Genomic DNA, 14,807 nt, shown 5'->3' with positions numbered 1-14,807 from the left:
CGCGCCGGCGGTGGGTGACACGGTCATAACGGCCAAAATCCCAGGCCTTGCGTCCTGGGATGCCCTTAAAGGGGGCCGGATCATTGCGGGACAATGATCTGTGGTATCTACACCTTAAATTATTAGCGCCTAAAGGCGAAATTACTTGCCCAGCAGCTCGGCCGCGCCACCGGCGAAAAGCTCGTCCGAGACGCGCGCGCCAAGATCGGCGGCTTCGGCCGCGGAGCCGGAGGCGGTGGCGGTGAGCTGGCGGGATCCGTCGAGCGCGAAGACGCCGCCGCGCACGGTGAGCTGGTCGCCGTCCCAGCGCGAGGTGGCGGCCACCGGCGCGGTACAGCCGGCCTCGAGGCGGGCCAGCACGGCGCGCTCACCGGCAGCGGCGGCCGAGGCGCGGTCGTCGACAATGGCGTCTAGGGCCGCGGCAGCCTCGGTGCCGGCCACGGCCTCGATGGCGAGGGCGCCCTGGGCCGGCGCCGGCATGAATACGGAGGGTTCGAAGATTTCGGTGGCGCGGTCCGCGTAGCCGCCGCGCAGCAGGCCGGCGTAGGCCAGCAGGACGGCGTCGAGCTCGCCGTCGGTGACCTTGGACATGCGGGTATCGATATTGCCGCGCAGCGGGCGAATCTCCAGGTCCGGGCGGAGGGCGGCGAGCTGAGAGATGCGGCGCGGGGCGGAGGTGCCCACGCGCGCGCCCTGCGGCAGCTGCGCCAAACTCAGGCCATCGCGGGCGACGAGCGCCTCGCGGGAATCCTGGCGCTGCGGCACCACGAGGCGGAAGCGTTCATCGGGCGCGGTGGGCAGGTCCTTAAACGAGTGCACGGCAATATCGCATTCGCCGGCATACAGCGCTTCGCGCAGCGCCTGGGTAAATACGCCGACGCCGATGCGCTCGACGGGCGCCATGTTGACGTCGCCGGCGGTGGTGACGATGTGGAGCTGGGAGTCAAAGCCGGCGTCGATAAGCCAATCGCGCACATGGCCGGCCTGGGTGGTGGCGAGCTTAGAGCCGCGGGTACCAATCTGAAACATCTAGGCCTCCTTAGTCATGGTGGGCAATTCATTGACGGCCACGGACACCCCGGAGCCTTCCAACTGCAGGCCAAAGAGCTCCTGCAGGGCGCTTTCGCTGCTGACGCTGCTTTCCGACGCCGCCAGCTTCTTCGCCCGCACCGTCGGCTCATGCAGCAGCTTATCGGCCACGCGTTTGAGGGCGCGCTGGACGTCTTCGAGCTGCTTGCCCGCGAGCTCGGGGTGCTTGTGTTGCAGGCGCGCGGTCTCGCACTCGACGAGATCGGCCGCGCGGCGGTGCAGGGCGCTTACGGCCGGGGCGACGTCGCGCACGCGCTGGGCCGAGGTATAGGCCGCGAGTTCTTCGTCGACGATGTGGCGGGCCTGCGCGTGCGGGCTGGTGCCGGCCGCGAGATCGGTGGAGGCGGCCGAGAGCGACTTACTCAGGCGCTCGATATTGACCAGATCCACGCCCTCGGCCGCGGCGGCGGCATCGTCGATATCGCGCGGCAGGGAGAGATCAATGAGCATGAGATCGCGGCCGGCGGGGAGGTCGGCGGCCTCGATGGTGAAGTTATCGGCGCCGGTGGCGGAGATGGCCAGGTCGACGTCGGAAAGCGCGGCGGCGCGCTCGGAAAAGTCCACGACGCGGGTGGCAACGCCTGCTTCCTCGGCGTGGCTGGCCAGGCGCTCGGCGCGCTCGCGGGTGCGGTTGGCCAACACCAGCTCCTTGACGCCCAGCCGGCCGGCATGGGTGGCGGCGAGGGATGCCATGGCGCCCGCACCAAGGACCAGCGCGGTCTTGCCGGTCAGGTCTTCGGCGTCGAGGCGGTGCAGGGCCTGGTCGAAGGCAAAGGACACCATGGAGGCGCCGGCCTCGTCGATATCGGTCTCGGAGTGGACGCGCTTGCCGGCCCGCAGCGCGGCCTGCGCCAGCGTGTGGATGCGCGGGCCGACCGTGCCCTGCTCCGAGGCGGACTGGTAGGCGCTGCGCACCTGGCCGATGATCTGCTGCTCGCCCATCACCATGGAATCCAGGCCGGAGGTCACGGACATCAGGTGCTCGGCCGCGGCGTCGGCATAGCGCACGTAGAGGTAGTTGCGCAGCTCCTGCTCGCCCACGCCGGAAACCTGGGTGAGCACGCGCACGACTTCCTGCACGCCGGCGTGGAAGGAGTTGGTGACGGTGTAGACCTCCATGCGGTTGCAGGTGGAGATAATCATGGCCTCTGAAAGTGGCTCGGCCGCCACGAGTTGCCCGCAGGCGGAATCCTGGACCGCACTATCCATGCTCAGCTTTTCCAGCAGCGCCACCGGCGCCGATTGGTGGGACATGCCCACGACGAGCACGCTCATGCACAACACTCCTCAACCCTTTGATTGATTTTAATCCTCCAAAAGACTACCCGTCGGTGTCGCGGATCCCGAATCAACCGGCTAGCTCGGCCGCTAACTCCTCGTTGTCTACTTCCCAGCAGGCAAACTCTTCGCCGTCGATGACTACAACGGGCACGCGGTCACCGAACTCCATGGCCAGCTCCGCGTCCTCATCCACGTTACGCACGGCAAGCTCCGCGCCTGCCTGCTTGACGACGGGGGTGATCTGCTCCCTCACGCGCGCGCAAGAACCGCAGGTGGTGCGCACCATGAGCTCGACGAGATGCTGGGACATTTTCTCCTCACAAGGACGGCGGCGGTCGAAACCATTACTATGGACACGTTAGTCCACCCCGCGTTTGCGAAAGCTGTTTGTCCCACTCGTGTCCGCTACCACTCCCCCAGGGTTCCCCGAATCCCCTCGCGACTTCTTGGCCAATTGGACCGCCTCGCGCGGTAACCTGCGCAATTTCTTGGAGACCCAGGCGCTCGCCCCGTTGGACGAGGAATCGCAGCGCACCGCCGGTGAGGCCGCGGCCGCCGCGGCGCTGGAGGAATTTGGGCTGGAGTTGGAGGATTTTGCCTCCGGCGTGGACTCGGTGACCGGCTCCTATGACGCGGCTGGCGCGCAGCGCATCACCGCCCAGGACCCGGACGTGCCGGTGGATGTGGGCGCGGCAGCGTTTTTCGACGTCGACAACACCCTCATCCAAGGCTCTTCCCTCGTGGAATTCGCCTTTGGCTTGGCACGCAAGCGCTACTTCCGGCTTTCTGAAATCCTGCCGATTGCGTGGAAGCAGCTCAAGTTCCGCGTCTCCGGCAGCGAAAATGCCAAGGACGTGGCCGCCGGCCGCGCGCAGGCACTGGAGTTTGTCAAGGGCCGCAGCGTCGACGAGCTGGTGGAGCTGTGCGAGGAAATTGTAGACGCCTCGCTGGCCCGCCGCGCCTACCCTGGCACCACGCAGCTGGCAGAAATGCACCTAGCCGCCGGCCAGCAGGTGTGGCTGGTCACCGCCACGCCGGTCCAGCTAGCGCAGGTGCTCGCGCGGCGCTTCGGTTTTACCGGCGCGCTCGGCACCGTCGCGGAGGTCAAGGACGGCAAGTTCACCGGCCGGCTGGTCGGCGATATCCTCCACGGGCCCGGCAAAAAGCACGCCGTGGCCGCGCTCGCGACCATCGAAGGCCTCGACCTCTCGCGCTGCACCGCGTATTCGGATTCCGCCAATGACGTACCCATGTTGTCCATGGTTGGCACCGCCGTGGCCATCAACCCGGACCGCAAGCTCCGCGATATCGCCGGCGACCGCGGCTGGCTGGTGCGCGACTACCGCTCCGTGCGCCGCGCCATCCGTACCTATGGCCTGCCGGCGCTGGCCACCGCCGCCTTCTCCTATGGCGGCTGGCGCTACTACCGGCGGTAGCAAGGGCGGTAGCGGGCGCTGGGGGACGTCGGCAAGCATGCAAAAGCCCTCCGCACAATGGCGGAGGGCAAGAAGCGGGCTGGGGTTTACTTGCCCAGCTTACGGCGCTGCACGCGGGTGCGGCGCAGCATCTTGCGGTGCTTCTTCTTGGACATGCGCTTGCGGCGCTTCTTAATGACGGAACCCATGGAGTCCTCACTTTCGTGTAGTACGTACTGTCAAACTTGTCAGCGCTAAAACGGCGAAGGTGCACTCTTGCCGCCGTGGCCACACGGACCGCGGGCCACATCAGCGAGCCGACACGAATGCACACCATCTTACCCAGCACCCAGCCCGTGACCAAAAAGGGCCCGCGACAACAACAGTGAGAAACAACAGCGCCCACCACCGCTGACCACGAGGGCCAACAGAGGTGGGCACTGTCTGTGCGGCGCGAGCCTAGGCTCCGTAGACGGAAGCCTCCAGGTACTCGTTGACGGCAGACTCGTGAACGCGGAAGGAGCGTCCGACGCGAACAGCCGGCATTTCGCCTGCGTGAACCAAACGGTAGACGGTCATCTTGGAGACGCGCATAATCTCGGCGACCTCCGCGATCGTCAGAAAGGTTCCCTTTTCTTCATTTGCCATATATATCTAACCCTTCAGCTCGTTACGCGCTGTAGGCTTCCCCTCCCACAGGACTTCACGCACGTGCTTGTCCTAGCCTATCGTGAAACATGTGACTAATGCGACCCAAGTGCCAAATTTCTTCACAGCATTCATTAGGGTTTACCCCGAAAGCGCTGCTTAACACCCGCCCCAGCGCTCCCGGGCGGGTACACCCCCACCACGGGAAGGTCGCGCACGGAAGCTTTAGCCAAGCTCCTTAGCCTTGTCGGAGCAGGCCTCTGCCGCGCGGTAGAACGCTCCACGCAGGCCGGACTCCTCCAGCTCGCGGACAGCGGCCGCGGTAGTACCGCCCGGCGAAGTTACGCCAGCGCGCAGCTGGGTGGCCGAGCGGCCGGAGCTAGCCAGCATTTCACCGGAGCCGGCTGCGGCCTGGGCGGCAAGCTTCTCGGCGACGTCGCGGGGTAGGCCGAGCTGCACGCCGGCATCGACAAGCGCTTCTGCCACGAGGAAGAAATAGGCCGGGGAGGATCCCGCCAGTGCGGTGGCGGCGTCGATATTCTTCTCCGGGATGACCGCCACCTCGCCTACGGCCTCCAACAGCTCGCGCACGCCGTCCATCTGGGCGTCGCTCACGTGCTCACCGGCCGCGCAGGTGCACATGCCGCGGCGCACCAACATGGGGGTATTGGGCATAACGCGCACCACCGGCACGCCTTCGCCCGCCGCTCCCTGCAGCTGCTCGAGCGTCAGGCCCGCGGCCATGGACACCACCACGGCATCCTTGGCTGGTTCAAGGCCTTCGAGCAGATCCAGGATGGCGTAGGGCTTCACACACGCGAAGATATAATCCGCGCCGTCTACCGCCGCCGCATTATCGCTGGTGGTGGCGACGCCATAAGCGTCCTGAAGTTCCTTGCTGCGCGATTCGGTGCGATTGGTAACCGTGATATCCGAGCCCGCAAAGCCCGATGCCACGAGTCCCGAGGTCAAAGCCTCACCGATTTGTCCGCCGCCTAAAATTGCAATCTTTGTCATAGCCTCCACCATGCCAAAAATGCGGAACCCCGGCTACCACGTGGGGTAACCGGGGCGTCGACAAGCGAGGGGCTTAGAGCATAACCAACAGCAGCGGGCCGAAGGTAAGGACGAGGCCGGTAAAGCCGGCCAGGAACATAGAGAACCCGTCGCGCGCGGTGCGCAGGGCGTGCGTCACGCCCACCATAATTGCGGTGACGCACAGCGCCAGGATGGCGACGACCAGGCGTGGGAAGCTATCCCACAGAATCTCAAAGCCCTTGAAGATGACAATCGCCAGCAGGATGCCCGCGACAATCATCAGCAGGATGGAAACTGGGTTGAGCTTCTCGTGCTCTTCCTCGATCCACTCTTCGTCGTCCTCGACCTTGGGCAGGTTGCCGGTTTCCTCGGCATCCTTAGCGACGCCCGCCTTCTTCGACGCCGGCACCGCCGCCGCAGCGGCCGCTCCAGCGCCAGCTGCCGCAGCTCCCGCTCCGGCCACCTTCGCGCCCTTGTCGGCCTTCGGCTTTTCGGCAACGGGCTTCGCGGCAGCTGCCTCAGCCCCGGCAGGCTTGGCGGCAGCAGTCTTGGCATCCTCCTCCTTCGCCTTACCCACGCGCTGGATTACCGCGGTGTCATCCGCAGAAGGCTGATTCTTCTTCGGCGCCTCCTGTGCCGCGGCGGCAGCAGACTTGGCTGCGGGCTTGTCCGCGGATTTAGGAGCAGCCTTTGGTGCTGCCTCTGCGGCGGTCTTTGGTGCAGCCTTGGGTGCAGCCTTCGGCGCGGCAGGCTGAGCGGCGGTCGTGGCTGCGGACTGAGAAGCTGGCTTGTCGGTGGATTTCTTTGCGGCGCCGGCATCGGTCGCGTCGGCGGCCTTGGGGGCGCGGATGACGGGAGCGTCCTCGTCGATGGAGACGGAGGTGTGCTTGGCCTCGGCAGGCGAAGCTTCGACCTTCTTAAGGTTGCCGGTTAGCTCGGCAACGGAGATGCCGCCTTCATCCAAGCTGCGGCGGTGGCGGCGCGAACGCTTTTCGTCCTTGCCGCCCTTCTCGCCGCGGGCCTTTTTATCGCGAGCCAGCAGCTCTGCCACGGTCAACTTGTTCTTGTCAGCCATGATCTCTTCCTATTCCAATCCCTTGTCGGTCCGGCGCAAAATGACGCCCTCACGCAGCGCCCACGGGCAGATTTCCAGCTTCTCGATGTCCAAGGCTCGCATGGATGCCTCGGCCACTAGAGCGCCGGCAACGATTTGGTGCGATCGGTTAGAACTTACACCTTCTAGGTCCGCTCTGTCTGCCGCAGTCATGCGAGAGATGAAGGAAATCAACTGGCGCAGACCCGGTGCAGTCAACGTGCGCTTGACGTATGGGCCGGCAGACGAAGGTGCGGCACCGGTCAGACGCGCCAGCGTACGGAAGGTTTTGGAGGTACCCACGGCAAGGCCAGCGGGGCCCATAGCCTTCATCTGCTGGGCGGCGTCCTCAAGCTCCGCATCAATGAAATCGCGCAGCGCGCTTACCTTTTTCTTCTCTGGCGGGTCGGTGTCGAACCAATTATGGGTCAACCGGCCAGCGCCCAGGTCGAGGGAGAAGGCAAGGTCGGGGTGCTCGTCAGTACCGGTGGACAGCTCTAGCGAGCCGCCGCCGATGTCCAGGTTGGTAATACGGCCGGCGGACCAGCCATACCAGCGACGGGCAGCAAGGAAGGTCAGCTGGGCTTCTTCCACGCCGGAGAGGATCTGCAGGCGTACGCCGGTCTGCTTTTCCACCTCATCGAGCACGGCCTCGGAATTGGGCGCAGAGCGCACCGCCGAGGTTGCAAAAGCAATAAATTCAGCGCAGCCCAGCTTATCGCCTAGCTCGCTCGCCTCCGCCACGGCGCTGACCAGCTTCTTTACACCCTTTTCATGGATGTTGCCCTTCTTGTCCAGCTGTTCTACCAGCCGGAGCGGGGTCTTCCAATCGCTCATCGGAGTGGGCCGCCCGCCCGTCGCGGCATCGACCGCAACGAGGTGGACGGTATTGCTTCCGACGTCTAATACACCTAATCGCACACTAATAGCGTAGTAGGTCTACCGTGGTTAGGTGTGAATCGCCCAAAATCTGACACGGTATACCTAGGTTTTCCCGCGAGCTCGCCCGCGGCGGCGTCGATAAGAGCGGGCCGCGAAGAGGCCCCCGATTTCCCGCGGGAGTGGTTCGAATTTACCAACCCGAACGACCCGCACCACGTCTTTTCCATCGACCTGACATGGGTGGAATCGCACTACAGCTGCCAATTTGGGACGTCGGCATGCCGGGGCATCGATAAGAGCCAGCCCGAGGTGGGCTGCTGCGTGCATGGCGCCTATATGGCCGATGAGGAAGACCGCGATCAGCTTTATGACGCCGTCTCGCGCATGCCCGCCAAGTATTGGCAGCTGCGCCCAGCGGGGGTAGATGAGTTCCTCGCGCAGGACGCTACGGACGAGTTGGAGCCATGGCTGGAGTGGGACGAACTCGACGGCGAGGACGGCGAACCGGAACCGGCCCTAAAGACGCCAATTGTGGATGGCGCGTGCATTTTTGCCAACCGCGCCGGCTGGGCAACGGGTACGGGCTGCGCGCTACACCAGTGGGCTGTCGATACCGGCGAGGAGCTCACGGTGGTAAAACCCGAGGTGTGCTGGCAGCTGCCGCTGCGCCGGTACGAAGACTATGAAGAGCGCCCGGATGGGCAGGAGATTTTGCGCACGCAGATCGGCGAGTATGACCGCCGCGGTTGGGGCAATGGCGGCGAGGACTTTGATTGGTATTGTTCGGCCGATGCTGCCTGCCATGCCAACCCGCTGCCGATGTGGCAGTCGCACGAGGACGAGCTGGTAGCGCTCATGGGCCGAGAGTCTTATGAGATTCTGGCCGCGCACTGCAAGGCCCGCGCCGCGGCGGCCGAGCACGGCGTCCAGCTCACGCAGCATCCGGCCAGCGTGAAGGCCGGGAGCCTACAGGCAGAAAACCAACGGGCGGAGAGCTAGAGCTCGAACTTATAGCCCAGACCGCGCACCGTAACCAAGTGTTTCGGACGGGAGGGCTGTTCCTCAATCTTGGAGCGCAGGCGCTTGACGTGGACATCGAGCGTCTTGGTGTCGCCAACATAATCGGCGCCCCAGATGCGGTCAATGAGCTGGCCGCGGGTAAGTACGCGGCCGGCGTTGCGCAGCAGGTACTCCAGGAGGTCGAATTCCTTGAGGGGCATGGAAACCGGCTCGCCCGCCACGGTAACGGTGTGGCGCTCCACGTCCATCTTGACGCGGCCGCCCTCGAGGAGCTGCTCGGTTACTTCTTCCTCCGCCTCGGTATCGGTACCGGCGCCGGAATCGTGGCCGCGGCGCAGCACCGCGCGGATGCGGGCGATGAGCTCGCGGGAGGAATAAGGCTTGGTCACGTAATCATCGGCGCCCAGCTCGAGGCCGACGACCTTGTCGATCTCGGAATCGCGCGCGGTCACCATGATGACCGGCACGGACGAGGTGGTGCGCAGCTGCTTGCATACCTCGGTGCCGGACATGCCGGGCAGCATGAGGTCTAGAAGGACGATATCGATGTCGTTAGCGGCAAACTTTTCCAACGCGGTGGGGCCATCGTGCGCGATGATCGGCTCGAAGCCCTCCTTGCGGAGGAGGAATGCCAGCGGATCTGCCAGCGACTCTTCATCTTCAACGATGAGGATGGTGGTCATTGTGCTTTATCCTTTCGACGTGCTGCAACGCGTGCCACTGCACGCGGGAGCCCAGGCGCCGCCGCAGTGACGGCATCCTTTTTCTCATTATCCTTCATGCCAGCATCCGGCGCTGGCTTTTCTTCCCTGTAGATAGGCAACTCAATGGTGAATGTGGAACCCGTACCGGGCCGGGACCACAGTTTGATGTTGCCGCCATGGTTGGCCACCACGTGTTTAACAATTGCTAATCCTAGGCCAGTGCCTCCGGTCTGCCGCGACCGGGCTTGGTCTACGCGGAAGAAGCGCTCGAAGACGCGCTTTTGATCATCCGGTGCGATGCCGATGCCGCGGTCCGTGACGCGGATGAGCACGACCCCGCCATCCACCACTTTTTGGGAGACGGACACCGGCATTTTCTCCGGCGAATAGTTAATTGCGTTGGAGACGAGGTTAGACAGGGCGGTAACCAACAGGGACCTATCTCCTTTGACCTGCACGCCAACGGAGGCGCCGCGGTTGAGCTCGATGGAGCGGGCCTCCGCAGCCAGTTGGTTGCGCGAGAGTGCTTCCTCGATGAGGTCATCGACGGCCAACGGTTCCATCTCTGGCAGCGCTTCAGCGCCTTGCAGCTTGGACAAGGAAATAAGCTCGCTGACCATATCGGCCATGCGGTTGGCTTCCTTGTAGACCTTATTGCCAAAGTACTCGACGGTTTCCTGGTCACCGGGGTCTTGGAGCAGGGCCTCGGCCAACAGGGCAATGCCGCCGACGGGGGTCTTGAGCTCATGGGAGACGTTTGCCACGAAGTCGCGGCGGGCGGATTCCATGCGGACGTTTTCGCTCTCATCGGTGCCGTAGATGATGACAAAGCGGCCGTCGTTTAGCGTGAGCGGCTTAATGACCGCCTTGAACTGGGTGACGCGGTGGCCCGTGCGGCGCTTGGGAATGGCCAGGTCGACGGTGCGGGTCTCCTTGTCTTCAAAGACCTCCTGCGCGGTCTGCCACACCTCTGGGTTCACGGCGCGATCATGGACCAGGGACATCTCATGGGCGGCCGGATTGGACATGACGATTTCTTGGTTGCGGTCCAACACCGCCAGGGCCGTCGGTGAGCCCTGCACGGCCAAGTGCAGCACCTGGCTGACCGTCGTGACCTGGTTGGCCTCGGCATCGGTGGCTTGGCGGTAGCGCGCAATGCGCCCGCGCAACCAGGAAATCACCGGCAGCGCCAATCCGCAGGCCACCACGCCGGCGGCAAAGGAAAGAATCAATTCCACGTGTCTACCCTATCCACCACAAAGTCCCCAGGGAATACTCCCCGGGGACTTTAGCGCAGTTTCTTACTTACCGCCCTGCGCAGCAACGGCGGCGGCGCCGGCAGCGGCGGCTTCCGGATCCAGGTAAGTGCCACCTGGGTTTACCACGGAGCCGTCCTCGGTGATCTCATAGACCAGCGGGATGCCGGTCGGAATATTCAGGCCGGCAATATCGTCATCAGAGATATTGTCCAGGTGCTTGACCAGTGCGCGCAGGGAGTTGCCGTGAGCGGCGATAAGTACGGTCTCGCCCTTCTTAGCGCGTGGGAGGATTTCTTCCTCGAAGTACGGCACGAAGCGGGCGACGACGTCCTTCAGGCACTCGGTCTGCGGGACCTTGTCCAGGTCCGCGTAGCGCGGGTCATTGGTCTGGGAGTACTCGGAGTCATCGGCCAACTCTGGCGGGCGCGTGTCATAGGAGCGGCGCCATGCCATGAACTTTTCCTCGCCGTACTCTTCCTTGGTCTCGGCCTTGTTCAGGCCCTGCAGGGCGCCATAGTGGCGCTCGTTGAGGCGCCAATCGCGCACTACTGGGATCCAGTGACGGTCGGCGGCGTTGAGTGCGATATTTGCGGTGCGGATGGCACGGCGCAGAAGAGAGGTATAGAGGACATCGGGCAGAATGCCTTCCTGCGCGAGCAGCTGGCCGCCGCGCTTGGCTTCCGCCTCGCCCTTTTCGGTCAGATCTACGTCAACCCAGCCAGTGAACTGGTTGGACTCGTTCCACTTAGATTGGCCGTGGCGAAGAAGAATCAATTTTCCGTTAGTCATGTTTCCAGCATGCCACGAAATGACTACCGGCGTCAGGGTTTAATCCCCAATCGCGCGCCGTTGGTGACAGTCTGGGACCTCGATGCGGCTGGCCTCGTCATAGATTTCTGCGAGCGCGGCGGCGGAGCTGGCCCAACTAAAGCGCGCGGCGTGGGAGACGGCGGCTTCGCCCATGGCGATGCGCATGGGGTCGTCGTCAAGCAGGCGGGCCAAGGCATCGGCCCAATCGGCCGGATCGTGCGAGTGCACCAGCAGGCCAGTCTCCCCATCGGCCACGGCAATGGGCAGCCCGCCAACGGCGGCCGCAACCACCGGCGTGCCAGAAGCCTGAGCCTCCAGCGATACCAAGCCAAAGGACTCGTTATAGCTGGGCACCGCCACAATATCGGCCGCGCGGTAGACCCCCACCAGCTCCTCGGGCGGGCGGGCGCCCAAAAAGCGCACGCGCTTATCGACGCCCAACTCACGCGCCAACTCCCTATAGGCCTCCGGCGCCGTATTGGCCCCCGACGGACCGCCGCAGATCACCACCCGCAGGTTGCGGGCAGGCTCGCGGCGGAAAAGCTCGGCCGTGGCGCGGATGAGGACCTCTGGCCCCTTGAACTTTTGCAGGCGCCCGACAAAAGCCACCACCTTGGTGTGCAGCGGAATACCCAACTCGCGGCGGGAGCGCTCGGTATTGCGGTCCGTGCCAGGGGTGAAAAGCTCTACGTCGGCGCCGGGCGAAACTACGCGGATGATGTCGCGCTCGGCGTCATAGTGCTCGGCTAAGTCGCGGGCTTCTTGCTCAGTATTGACCACGAGCAGGTCCGCGTTATCCACCAATTGCTGTTCGCAGATGCGGCGTGCCTCGGACTCCAAGGTGTCATCCGCCGTCCGCGAGGCGTTTTTCACCGCGGCCAAGGTATGCGCCGTATGAATGAGCGGAATTCCCCAGAGATCCCGCAGCAGCCAGCCCACCTGACCAGAAAGCCAGTAGTGGGAATGAATAAGGTCATATTTTTTGCCCTGCCACTTGGCAAATTGCACCATGCCGCCGGCGAAGGCGGCCAGCTGGGTGGGCAAATCTTCTTTATCCAGGCCCTCGTATGGCCCGGCGACAATATTAATGACGCGCAGATGCGGCTCGACGTCAATGATTTCGCCCTGGCTAGGCCGGGTGGCGCGGGTGTAGACGTCTACCTCGATTCCCCGGCGGGCCAATTGGCGGGCACTGTTGAGGACGTAGACGTTCATGCCGCCGGCGTCCCCGGAGCCGGGCTGTTCAATCGGCGAGGTATGCATAGAGATCATGGCGATGCGCATGGCGCTCCATTCTAGCGGCGCTATACTGGCCCCTGCCAGAAACCTACGCTACCGAAAGGTCACGTTTTGTCCGCATACGAATCACAGGCTTGGCTCCAGTATTACCCGGAATGGACACCACATACGCTGGACTACGGCGACACCACGTTGCTGGATATCTACGACAACAATCTTGAGGTCAACGCCGATAAACCGGCCACCTACTTCTTCGGACGTACCCAAACGTATGCGGAGCTAGACCGCCAGGTTCGCGCAGCGGCCGCGGGCTTGAAGGCTTTCGGCGTGCGGCCAGGTGACCGCGTAGCCATCGTCGCGCCCAACTCGCCGCAGTACATCGCGGCGTTTTATGCCATCTTGAAGCTCGGTGCGCAGGTGGTACTACATAACCCGCTCTACACCGCCCATGAGCTGGAAGGACTCTTCCAAGATCACGGCGCACGCATCGCCATCGCCTGGGATAAGGCCGCGCCGACCTTGGAGAAGCTGCGCGCGACCACCAACCTGGAAACGGTCGTGTCCATCAACATGATCAACGCCATGCCCACCCTGCAGCGCGCCGCGTTGCGCTTGCCCATCCCGCCGCTCAAATCCAAGCGCGAACAGCTTTCTTCCCCGGCGCCCAATACCGTGCCGTGGGAAGCCTTGGTGGGCAACGCCATCGGTGGCGACGGTAGAGATATCACCACGCCGGAAGACGTGGACAAGGACACCATCGCGCTGATTATGTACACCTCTGGCACCACCGGCACCCCGAAGGGTGCCATGCTTTCTCACGGAAACCTGTTTTCCAACCTGATGCAGGGCAAGGCGTGGGTACCGGGCCTGGGCGATAAGCCCGAGCGCATGCTCGCCGCCCTCCCCTTCTTCCATGCTTATGGCCTGACCATGAACGTCACCCTTGCGCAGTTCATCGGCGGCGAGCTGGTCCTCCTGCCGAAGCCGGATATGTCGCTCATTATGCAGCTGATGAAGAAACACACCCCGACCTGGGTACCGGGCGTGCCGACGCTCTACGAGCGAATCGTCAAAGCCGCCGACGAGCAGCAGATCCCTATCAAGGGCGTGCGCGCAGCCTTTTCCGGCGCTTCTACCTTGCCTTCGGACACGGTCAAGAAGTGGGAGAACTATACCGGTGGCCTCTTGGTGGAAGGCTACGGCCTCACCGAGTGCTCGCCGATTATCGTGGGCAACCCCATGAGCACCGACCGCCGCCCCGGCTACGTGGGTATTCCGTTCCCGGATACCCAGGTGCGCATTGCCAACCCGGATAACCTCGATGAAACCCAGCCCGATGGCACCGAAGGCGAAGTTTTGGCGCGGGGACCACAGATTTTCAAGGGTTACCTCAACAATGAAGAGGCCACCGAGGCCGCATTCCACGGCGAGTGGTTCCGCACCGGAGACATGGGCGTCATGGAAGAAGACGGCTTCATTCGCCTGGTTAGCCGCATCAAAGAGATCATCATCACCGGCGGCTTCAACGTATATCCGGGCGAGGTGGAAGAAATCCTGCGCGAGCACCCAAGCATTGATGACGTCGCCGTGGTAGGCCGACCGCGCGAAGACGGCTCCGAGGACGTCGTGGCCTGCCTCGACCTCGCCGATGGCGCTGCCCTGGACCCGGAGGGACTCAAGGACTACTGCCGCGAGCGCCTGACCCGCTACAAGGTCCCGCGCACCTTCTACCACTTTGAGGAGCTGGCCAAGGACCAGATGGGCAAGATCCGCCGCCGCGAGGTCCAGGCAGACCTCATCCGCCGCCTCGAGGCCGAGCAGAATTAACTTGTTCCGCCTAATCGATAGCCCCCTCGGACCCCTGCGTTTGCAGGCGAGCCCGCGGGGGGTTTCCCGCGTCGAATTCACCGCGGCCAGCACCCTGCAGGAAGCGGTGGGCGGTGTAGAGGAAGGGGGCATCGAAAAGCGCAGCGCGGACGTGCTCGACGCCGCCCAGGCACAGCTCGCGGAGTATTTCGCCGGCCAGCGCCGCGCCTTCGAGCTGCCCCTCGACCCGCCTGCGACGACCGACTTTCGCGCCGCAGTGCATGCGCAACTGGCCGAGATTGGCTATGGGGAGACGGTCACCTACCGCGACGTCGCCAAGCTGCTGGGCCGGCCCGGCGCGACGCGGGCCGTGGGCAGTGCGTGCGGTGCCAATCCCCTGCTCATCGTGCGGCCATGCCACCGGGTGCTGCGCAGCGACGGCGGGCTCGGCGGCTATGCGGGCGGTCTGGAAGCCAAACGTTTTTTGCTGACACTGGAAGAAAACTAGAGGGCTTCTTCACGT

Annotated in this window: 16 protein-coding genes; 4 read left to right on the top strand and 12 right to left on the bottom strand. The window is 63.9% G+C overall.

Annotated elements, in window-relative coordinates; all coding sequences use genetic code 11:
* Nucleotides 1-141: 141 nt before the first annotated feature.
* The 3 genes from hemC to ACKFRX_RS01905 form a co-directional block, all read right to left on the bottom strand.
* A complete protein-coding gene (gene hemC / locus ACKFRX_RS01915) occupies nt 142-1,029 on the bottom strand; it encodes a hydroxymethylbilane synthase (RefSeq protein WP_204610347.1) in 888 nt (295 codons plus the stop codon).
* Nucleotides 1,030-2,364 carry a glutamyl-tRNA reductase gene (locus tag ACKFRX_RS01910; RefSeq protein ID WP_408919286.1) on the bottom strand — a complete coding sequence of 445 codons (1,335 nt, stop codon included), beginning with the start codon at nt 2,362-2,364 and terminating at the stop codon, nt 1,030-1,032.
* A 73-nt stretch (nt 2,365-2,437) separates the two neighbouring features.
* Nucleotides 2,438-2,680: a glutaredoxin family protein gene (locus ACKFRX_RS01905; protein WP_150851354.1), complete on the bottom strand. Its 243-nt coding sequence runs from the start codon at nt 2,678-2,680 to the stop codon at nt 2,438-2,440.
* A gap of 88 nt (nt 2,681-2,768) precedes the next feature.
* Between ACKFRX_RS01905 and ACKFRX_RS01900 the strand changes: the two genes are divergently transcribed.
* The gene (locus ACKFRX_RS01900; protein ID WP_250409484.1) at nt 2,769-3,806 is read left to right on the top strand and encodes an HAD-IB family hydrolase; all 1,038 of its coding nucleotides are present in this window, start codon (nt 2,769-2,771) and stop codon (nt 3,804-3,806) included.
* An 86-nt stretch (nt 3,807-3,892) separates the two neighbouring features.
* Here ACKFRX_RS01900 and ACKFRX_RS01895 read toward each other — a convergent pair whose 3' ends face one another.
* The 5 genes from ACKFRX_RS01895 to ACKFRX_RS01875 all read right to left on the bottom strand — a co-directional run bounded on the left by ACKFRX_RS01895 (nt 3,893) and on the right by ACKFRX_RS01875 (nt 7,485).
* Complete coding sequence (locus ACKFRX_RS01895) at nt 3,893-3,994, bottom strand: 30S ribosomal protein bS22 (RefSeq protein WP_003855542.1); 102 nt, start codon at nt 3,992-3,994, stop codon at nt 3,893-3,895.
* A 250-nt stretch (nt 3,995-4,244) separates the two neighbouring features.
* Nucleotides 4,245-4,433, bottom strand: a complete 189-nt coding sequence (locus tag ACKFRX_RS01890; RefSeq protein WP_005276651.1) for a helix-turn-helix domain-containing protein — start codon at nt 4,431-4,433, stop codon at nt 4,245-4,247.
* A gap of 225 nt (nt 4,434-4,658) precedes the next feature.
* Nucleotides 4,659-5,450 (bottom strand): pyrroline-5-carboxylate reductase, encoded by a 792-nt coding sequence (proC, locus tag ACKFRX_RS01885; protein WP_005327218.1) that lies wholly within the window; start codon nt 5,448-5,450, stop codon nt 4,659-4,661.
* A 73-nt stretch (nt 5,451-5,523) separates the two neighbouring features.
* Nucleotides 5,524-6,546 carry a tripartite tricarboxylate transporter TctB family protein gene (locus ACKFRX_RS01880; RefSeq protein ID WP_408919287.1) on the bottom strand — a complete coding sequence of 341 codons (1,023 nt, stop codon included), beginning with the start codon at nt 6,544-6,546 and terminating at the stop codon, nt 5,524-5,526.
* 9 nt (nt 6,547-6,555) lie between these two features.
* Nucleotides 6,556-7,485 carry a Ppx/GppA phosphatase family protein gene (locus ACKFRX_RS01875; protein ID WP_005327216.1) on the bottom strand — a complete coding sequence of 310 codons (930 nt, stop codon included), beginning with the start codon at nt 7,483-7,485 and terminating at the stop codon, nt 6,556-6,558.
* Nucleotides 7,486-7,518: 33 nt separating this feature from the next.
* Between ACKFRX_RS01875 and ACKFRX_RS01870 the strand changes: the two genes are divergently transcribed.
* Nucleotides 7,519-8,445, top strand: coding sequence for a hypothetical protein (locus tag ACKFRX_RS01870; RefSeq protein ID WP_005323012.1), 927 nt, complete (start codon nt 7,519-7,521; stop codon nt 8,443-8,445).
* On the opposite strand, the gene ACKFRX_RS01865 is transcribed toward ACKFRX_RS01870, so the two are convergent.
* The 4 genes from ACKFRX_RS01865 to mshA form a co-directional block, all read right to left on the bottom strand.
* Nucleotides 8,442-9,149 carry a response regulator transcription factor gene (locus ACKFRX_RS01865; protein ID WP_408919288.1) on the bottom strand — a complete coding sequence of 236 codons (708 nt, stop codon included), beginning with the start codon at nt 9,147-9,149 and terminating at the stop codon, nt 8,442-8,444. The genes ACKFRX_RS01870 and ACKFRX_RS01865 overlap by 4 nt on opposite strands.
* Complete coding sequence (locus ACKFRX_RS01860; RefSeq protein WP_250409486.1) at nt 9,146-10,408, bottom strand: ATP-binding protein; 1,263 nt, start codon at nt 10,406-10,408, stop codon at nt 9,146-9,148. Before ACKFRX_RS01860 ends, ACKFRX_RS01865 begins: the two co-directional genes overlap by 4 nt.
* 63 nt (nt 10,409-10,471) lie before the next feature.
* Nucleotides 10,472-11,218, bottom strand: a complete 747-nt coding sequence (locus ACKFRX_RS01855) for a phosphoglyceromutase (protein WP_250409487.1) — start codon at nt 11,216-11,218, stop codon at nt 10,472-10,474.
* Nucleotides 11,219-11,257: 39 nt separating this feature from the next.
* Nucleotides 11,258-12,523: a D-inositol-3-phosphate glycosyltransferase gene (gene mshA / locus ACKFRX_RS01850; protein ID WP_408919289.1), complete on the bottom strand. Its 1,266-nt coding sequence runs from the start codon at nt 12,521-12,523 to the stop codon at nt 11,258-11,260.
* A gap of 66 nt (nt 12,524-12,589) precedes the next feature.
* Here mshA and ACKFRX_RS01845 point away from each other — a divergent pair, with 66 nt between their 5' ends.
* On the top strand, nt 12,590-14,305 hold the full coding sequence (locus ACKFRX_RS01845) for a long-chain-fatty-acid--CoA ligase (RefSeq protein WP_408919290.1): 1,716 nt from the start codon (nt 12,590-12,592) through the stop codon (nt 14,303-14,305).
* 1 nt (nt 14,306) lies between these two features.
* Nucleotides 14,307-14,792: a methylated-DNA--[protein]-cysteine S-methyltransferase gene (locus ACKFRX_RS01840; protein ID WP_023020466.1), complete on the top strand. Its 486-nt coding sequence runs from the start codon at nt 14,307-14,309 to the stop codon at nt 14,790-14,792.
* The last annotated feature ends 15 nt before the right edge of the window (nt 14,793-14,807 follow it).

The organism is Corynebacterium tuberculostearicum (assembly GCF_046097465.1).
In the GTDB taxonomy this organism is placed as follows: domain Bacteria; phylum Actinomycetota; class Actinomycetes; order Mycobacteriales; family Mycobacteriaceae; genus Corynebacterium; species Corynebacterium tuberculostearicum_I.
This window is presented reverse-complemented; position numbering and strand designations above follow the sequence as displayed.

Bases quoted from the DNA above. Each gene is read 5' to 3' on its own strand.
- proC (WP_005327218.1), bottom strand. From the start codon at position 5,450: ATGACAAAGATTGCAATTTTAGGCGGCGGACAAATCGGTGAGGCTTTG.
- hemC (WP_204610347.1), bottom strand. From the start codon at position 1,029: ATGTTTCAGATTGGTACCCGCGGCTCTAAGCTCGCCACCACCCAGGCC.
- mshA (WP_408919289.1), bottom strand. From the start codon at position 12,523: ATGCGCATCGCCATGATCTCTATGCATACCTCGCCGATTGAACAGCCC.
- ACKFRX_RS01865 (WP_408919288.1), bottom strand. From the start codon at position 9,149: ATGACCACCATCCTCATCGTTGAAGATGAAGAGTCGCTGGCAGATCCG.
- ACKFRX_RS01880 (WP_408919287.1), bottom strand. From the start codon at position 6,546: ATGGCTGACAAGAACAAGTTGACCGTGGCAGAGCTGCTGGCTCGCGAT.
- ACKFRX_RS01905 (WP_150851354.1), bottom strand. From the start codon at position 2,680: ATGTCCCAGCATCTCGTCGAGCTCATGGTGCGCACCACCTGCGGTTCT.
- ACKFRX_RS01855 (WP_250409487.1), bottom strand. From the start codon at position 11,218: ATGACTAACGGAAAATTGATTCTTCTTCGCCACGGCCAATCTAAGTGG.
- ACKFRX_RS01910 (WP_408919286.1), bottom strand. From the start codon at position 2,364: ATGAGCGTGCTCGTCGTGGGCATGTCCCACCAATCGGCGCCGGTGGCG.
- ACKFRX_RS01890 (WP_005276651.1), bottom strand. From the start codon at position 4,433: ATGGCAAATGAAGAAAAGGGAACCTTTCTGACGATCGCGGAGGTCGCC.
- ACKFRX_RS01895 (WP_003855542.1), bottom strand. From the start codon at position 3,994: ATGGGTTCCGTCATTAAGAAGCGCCGCAAGCGCATGTCCAAGAAGAAG.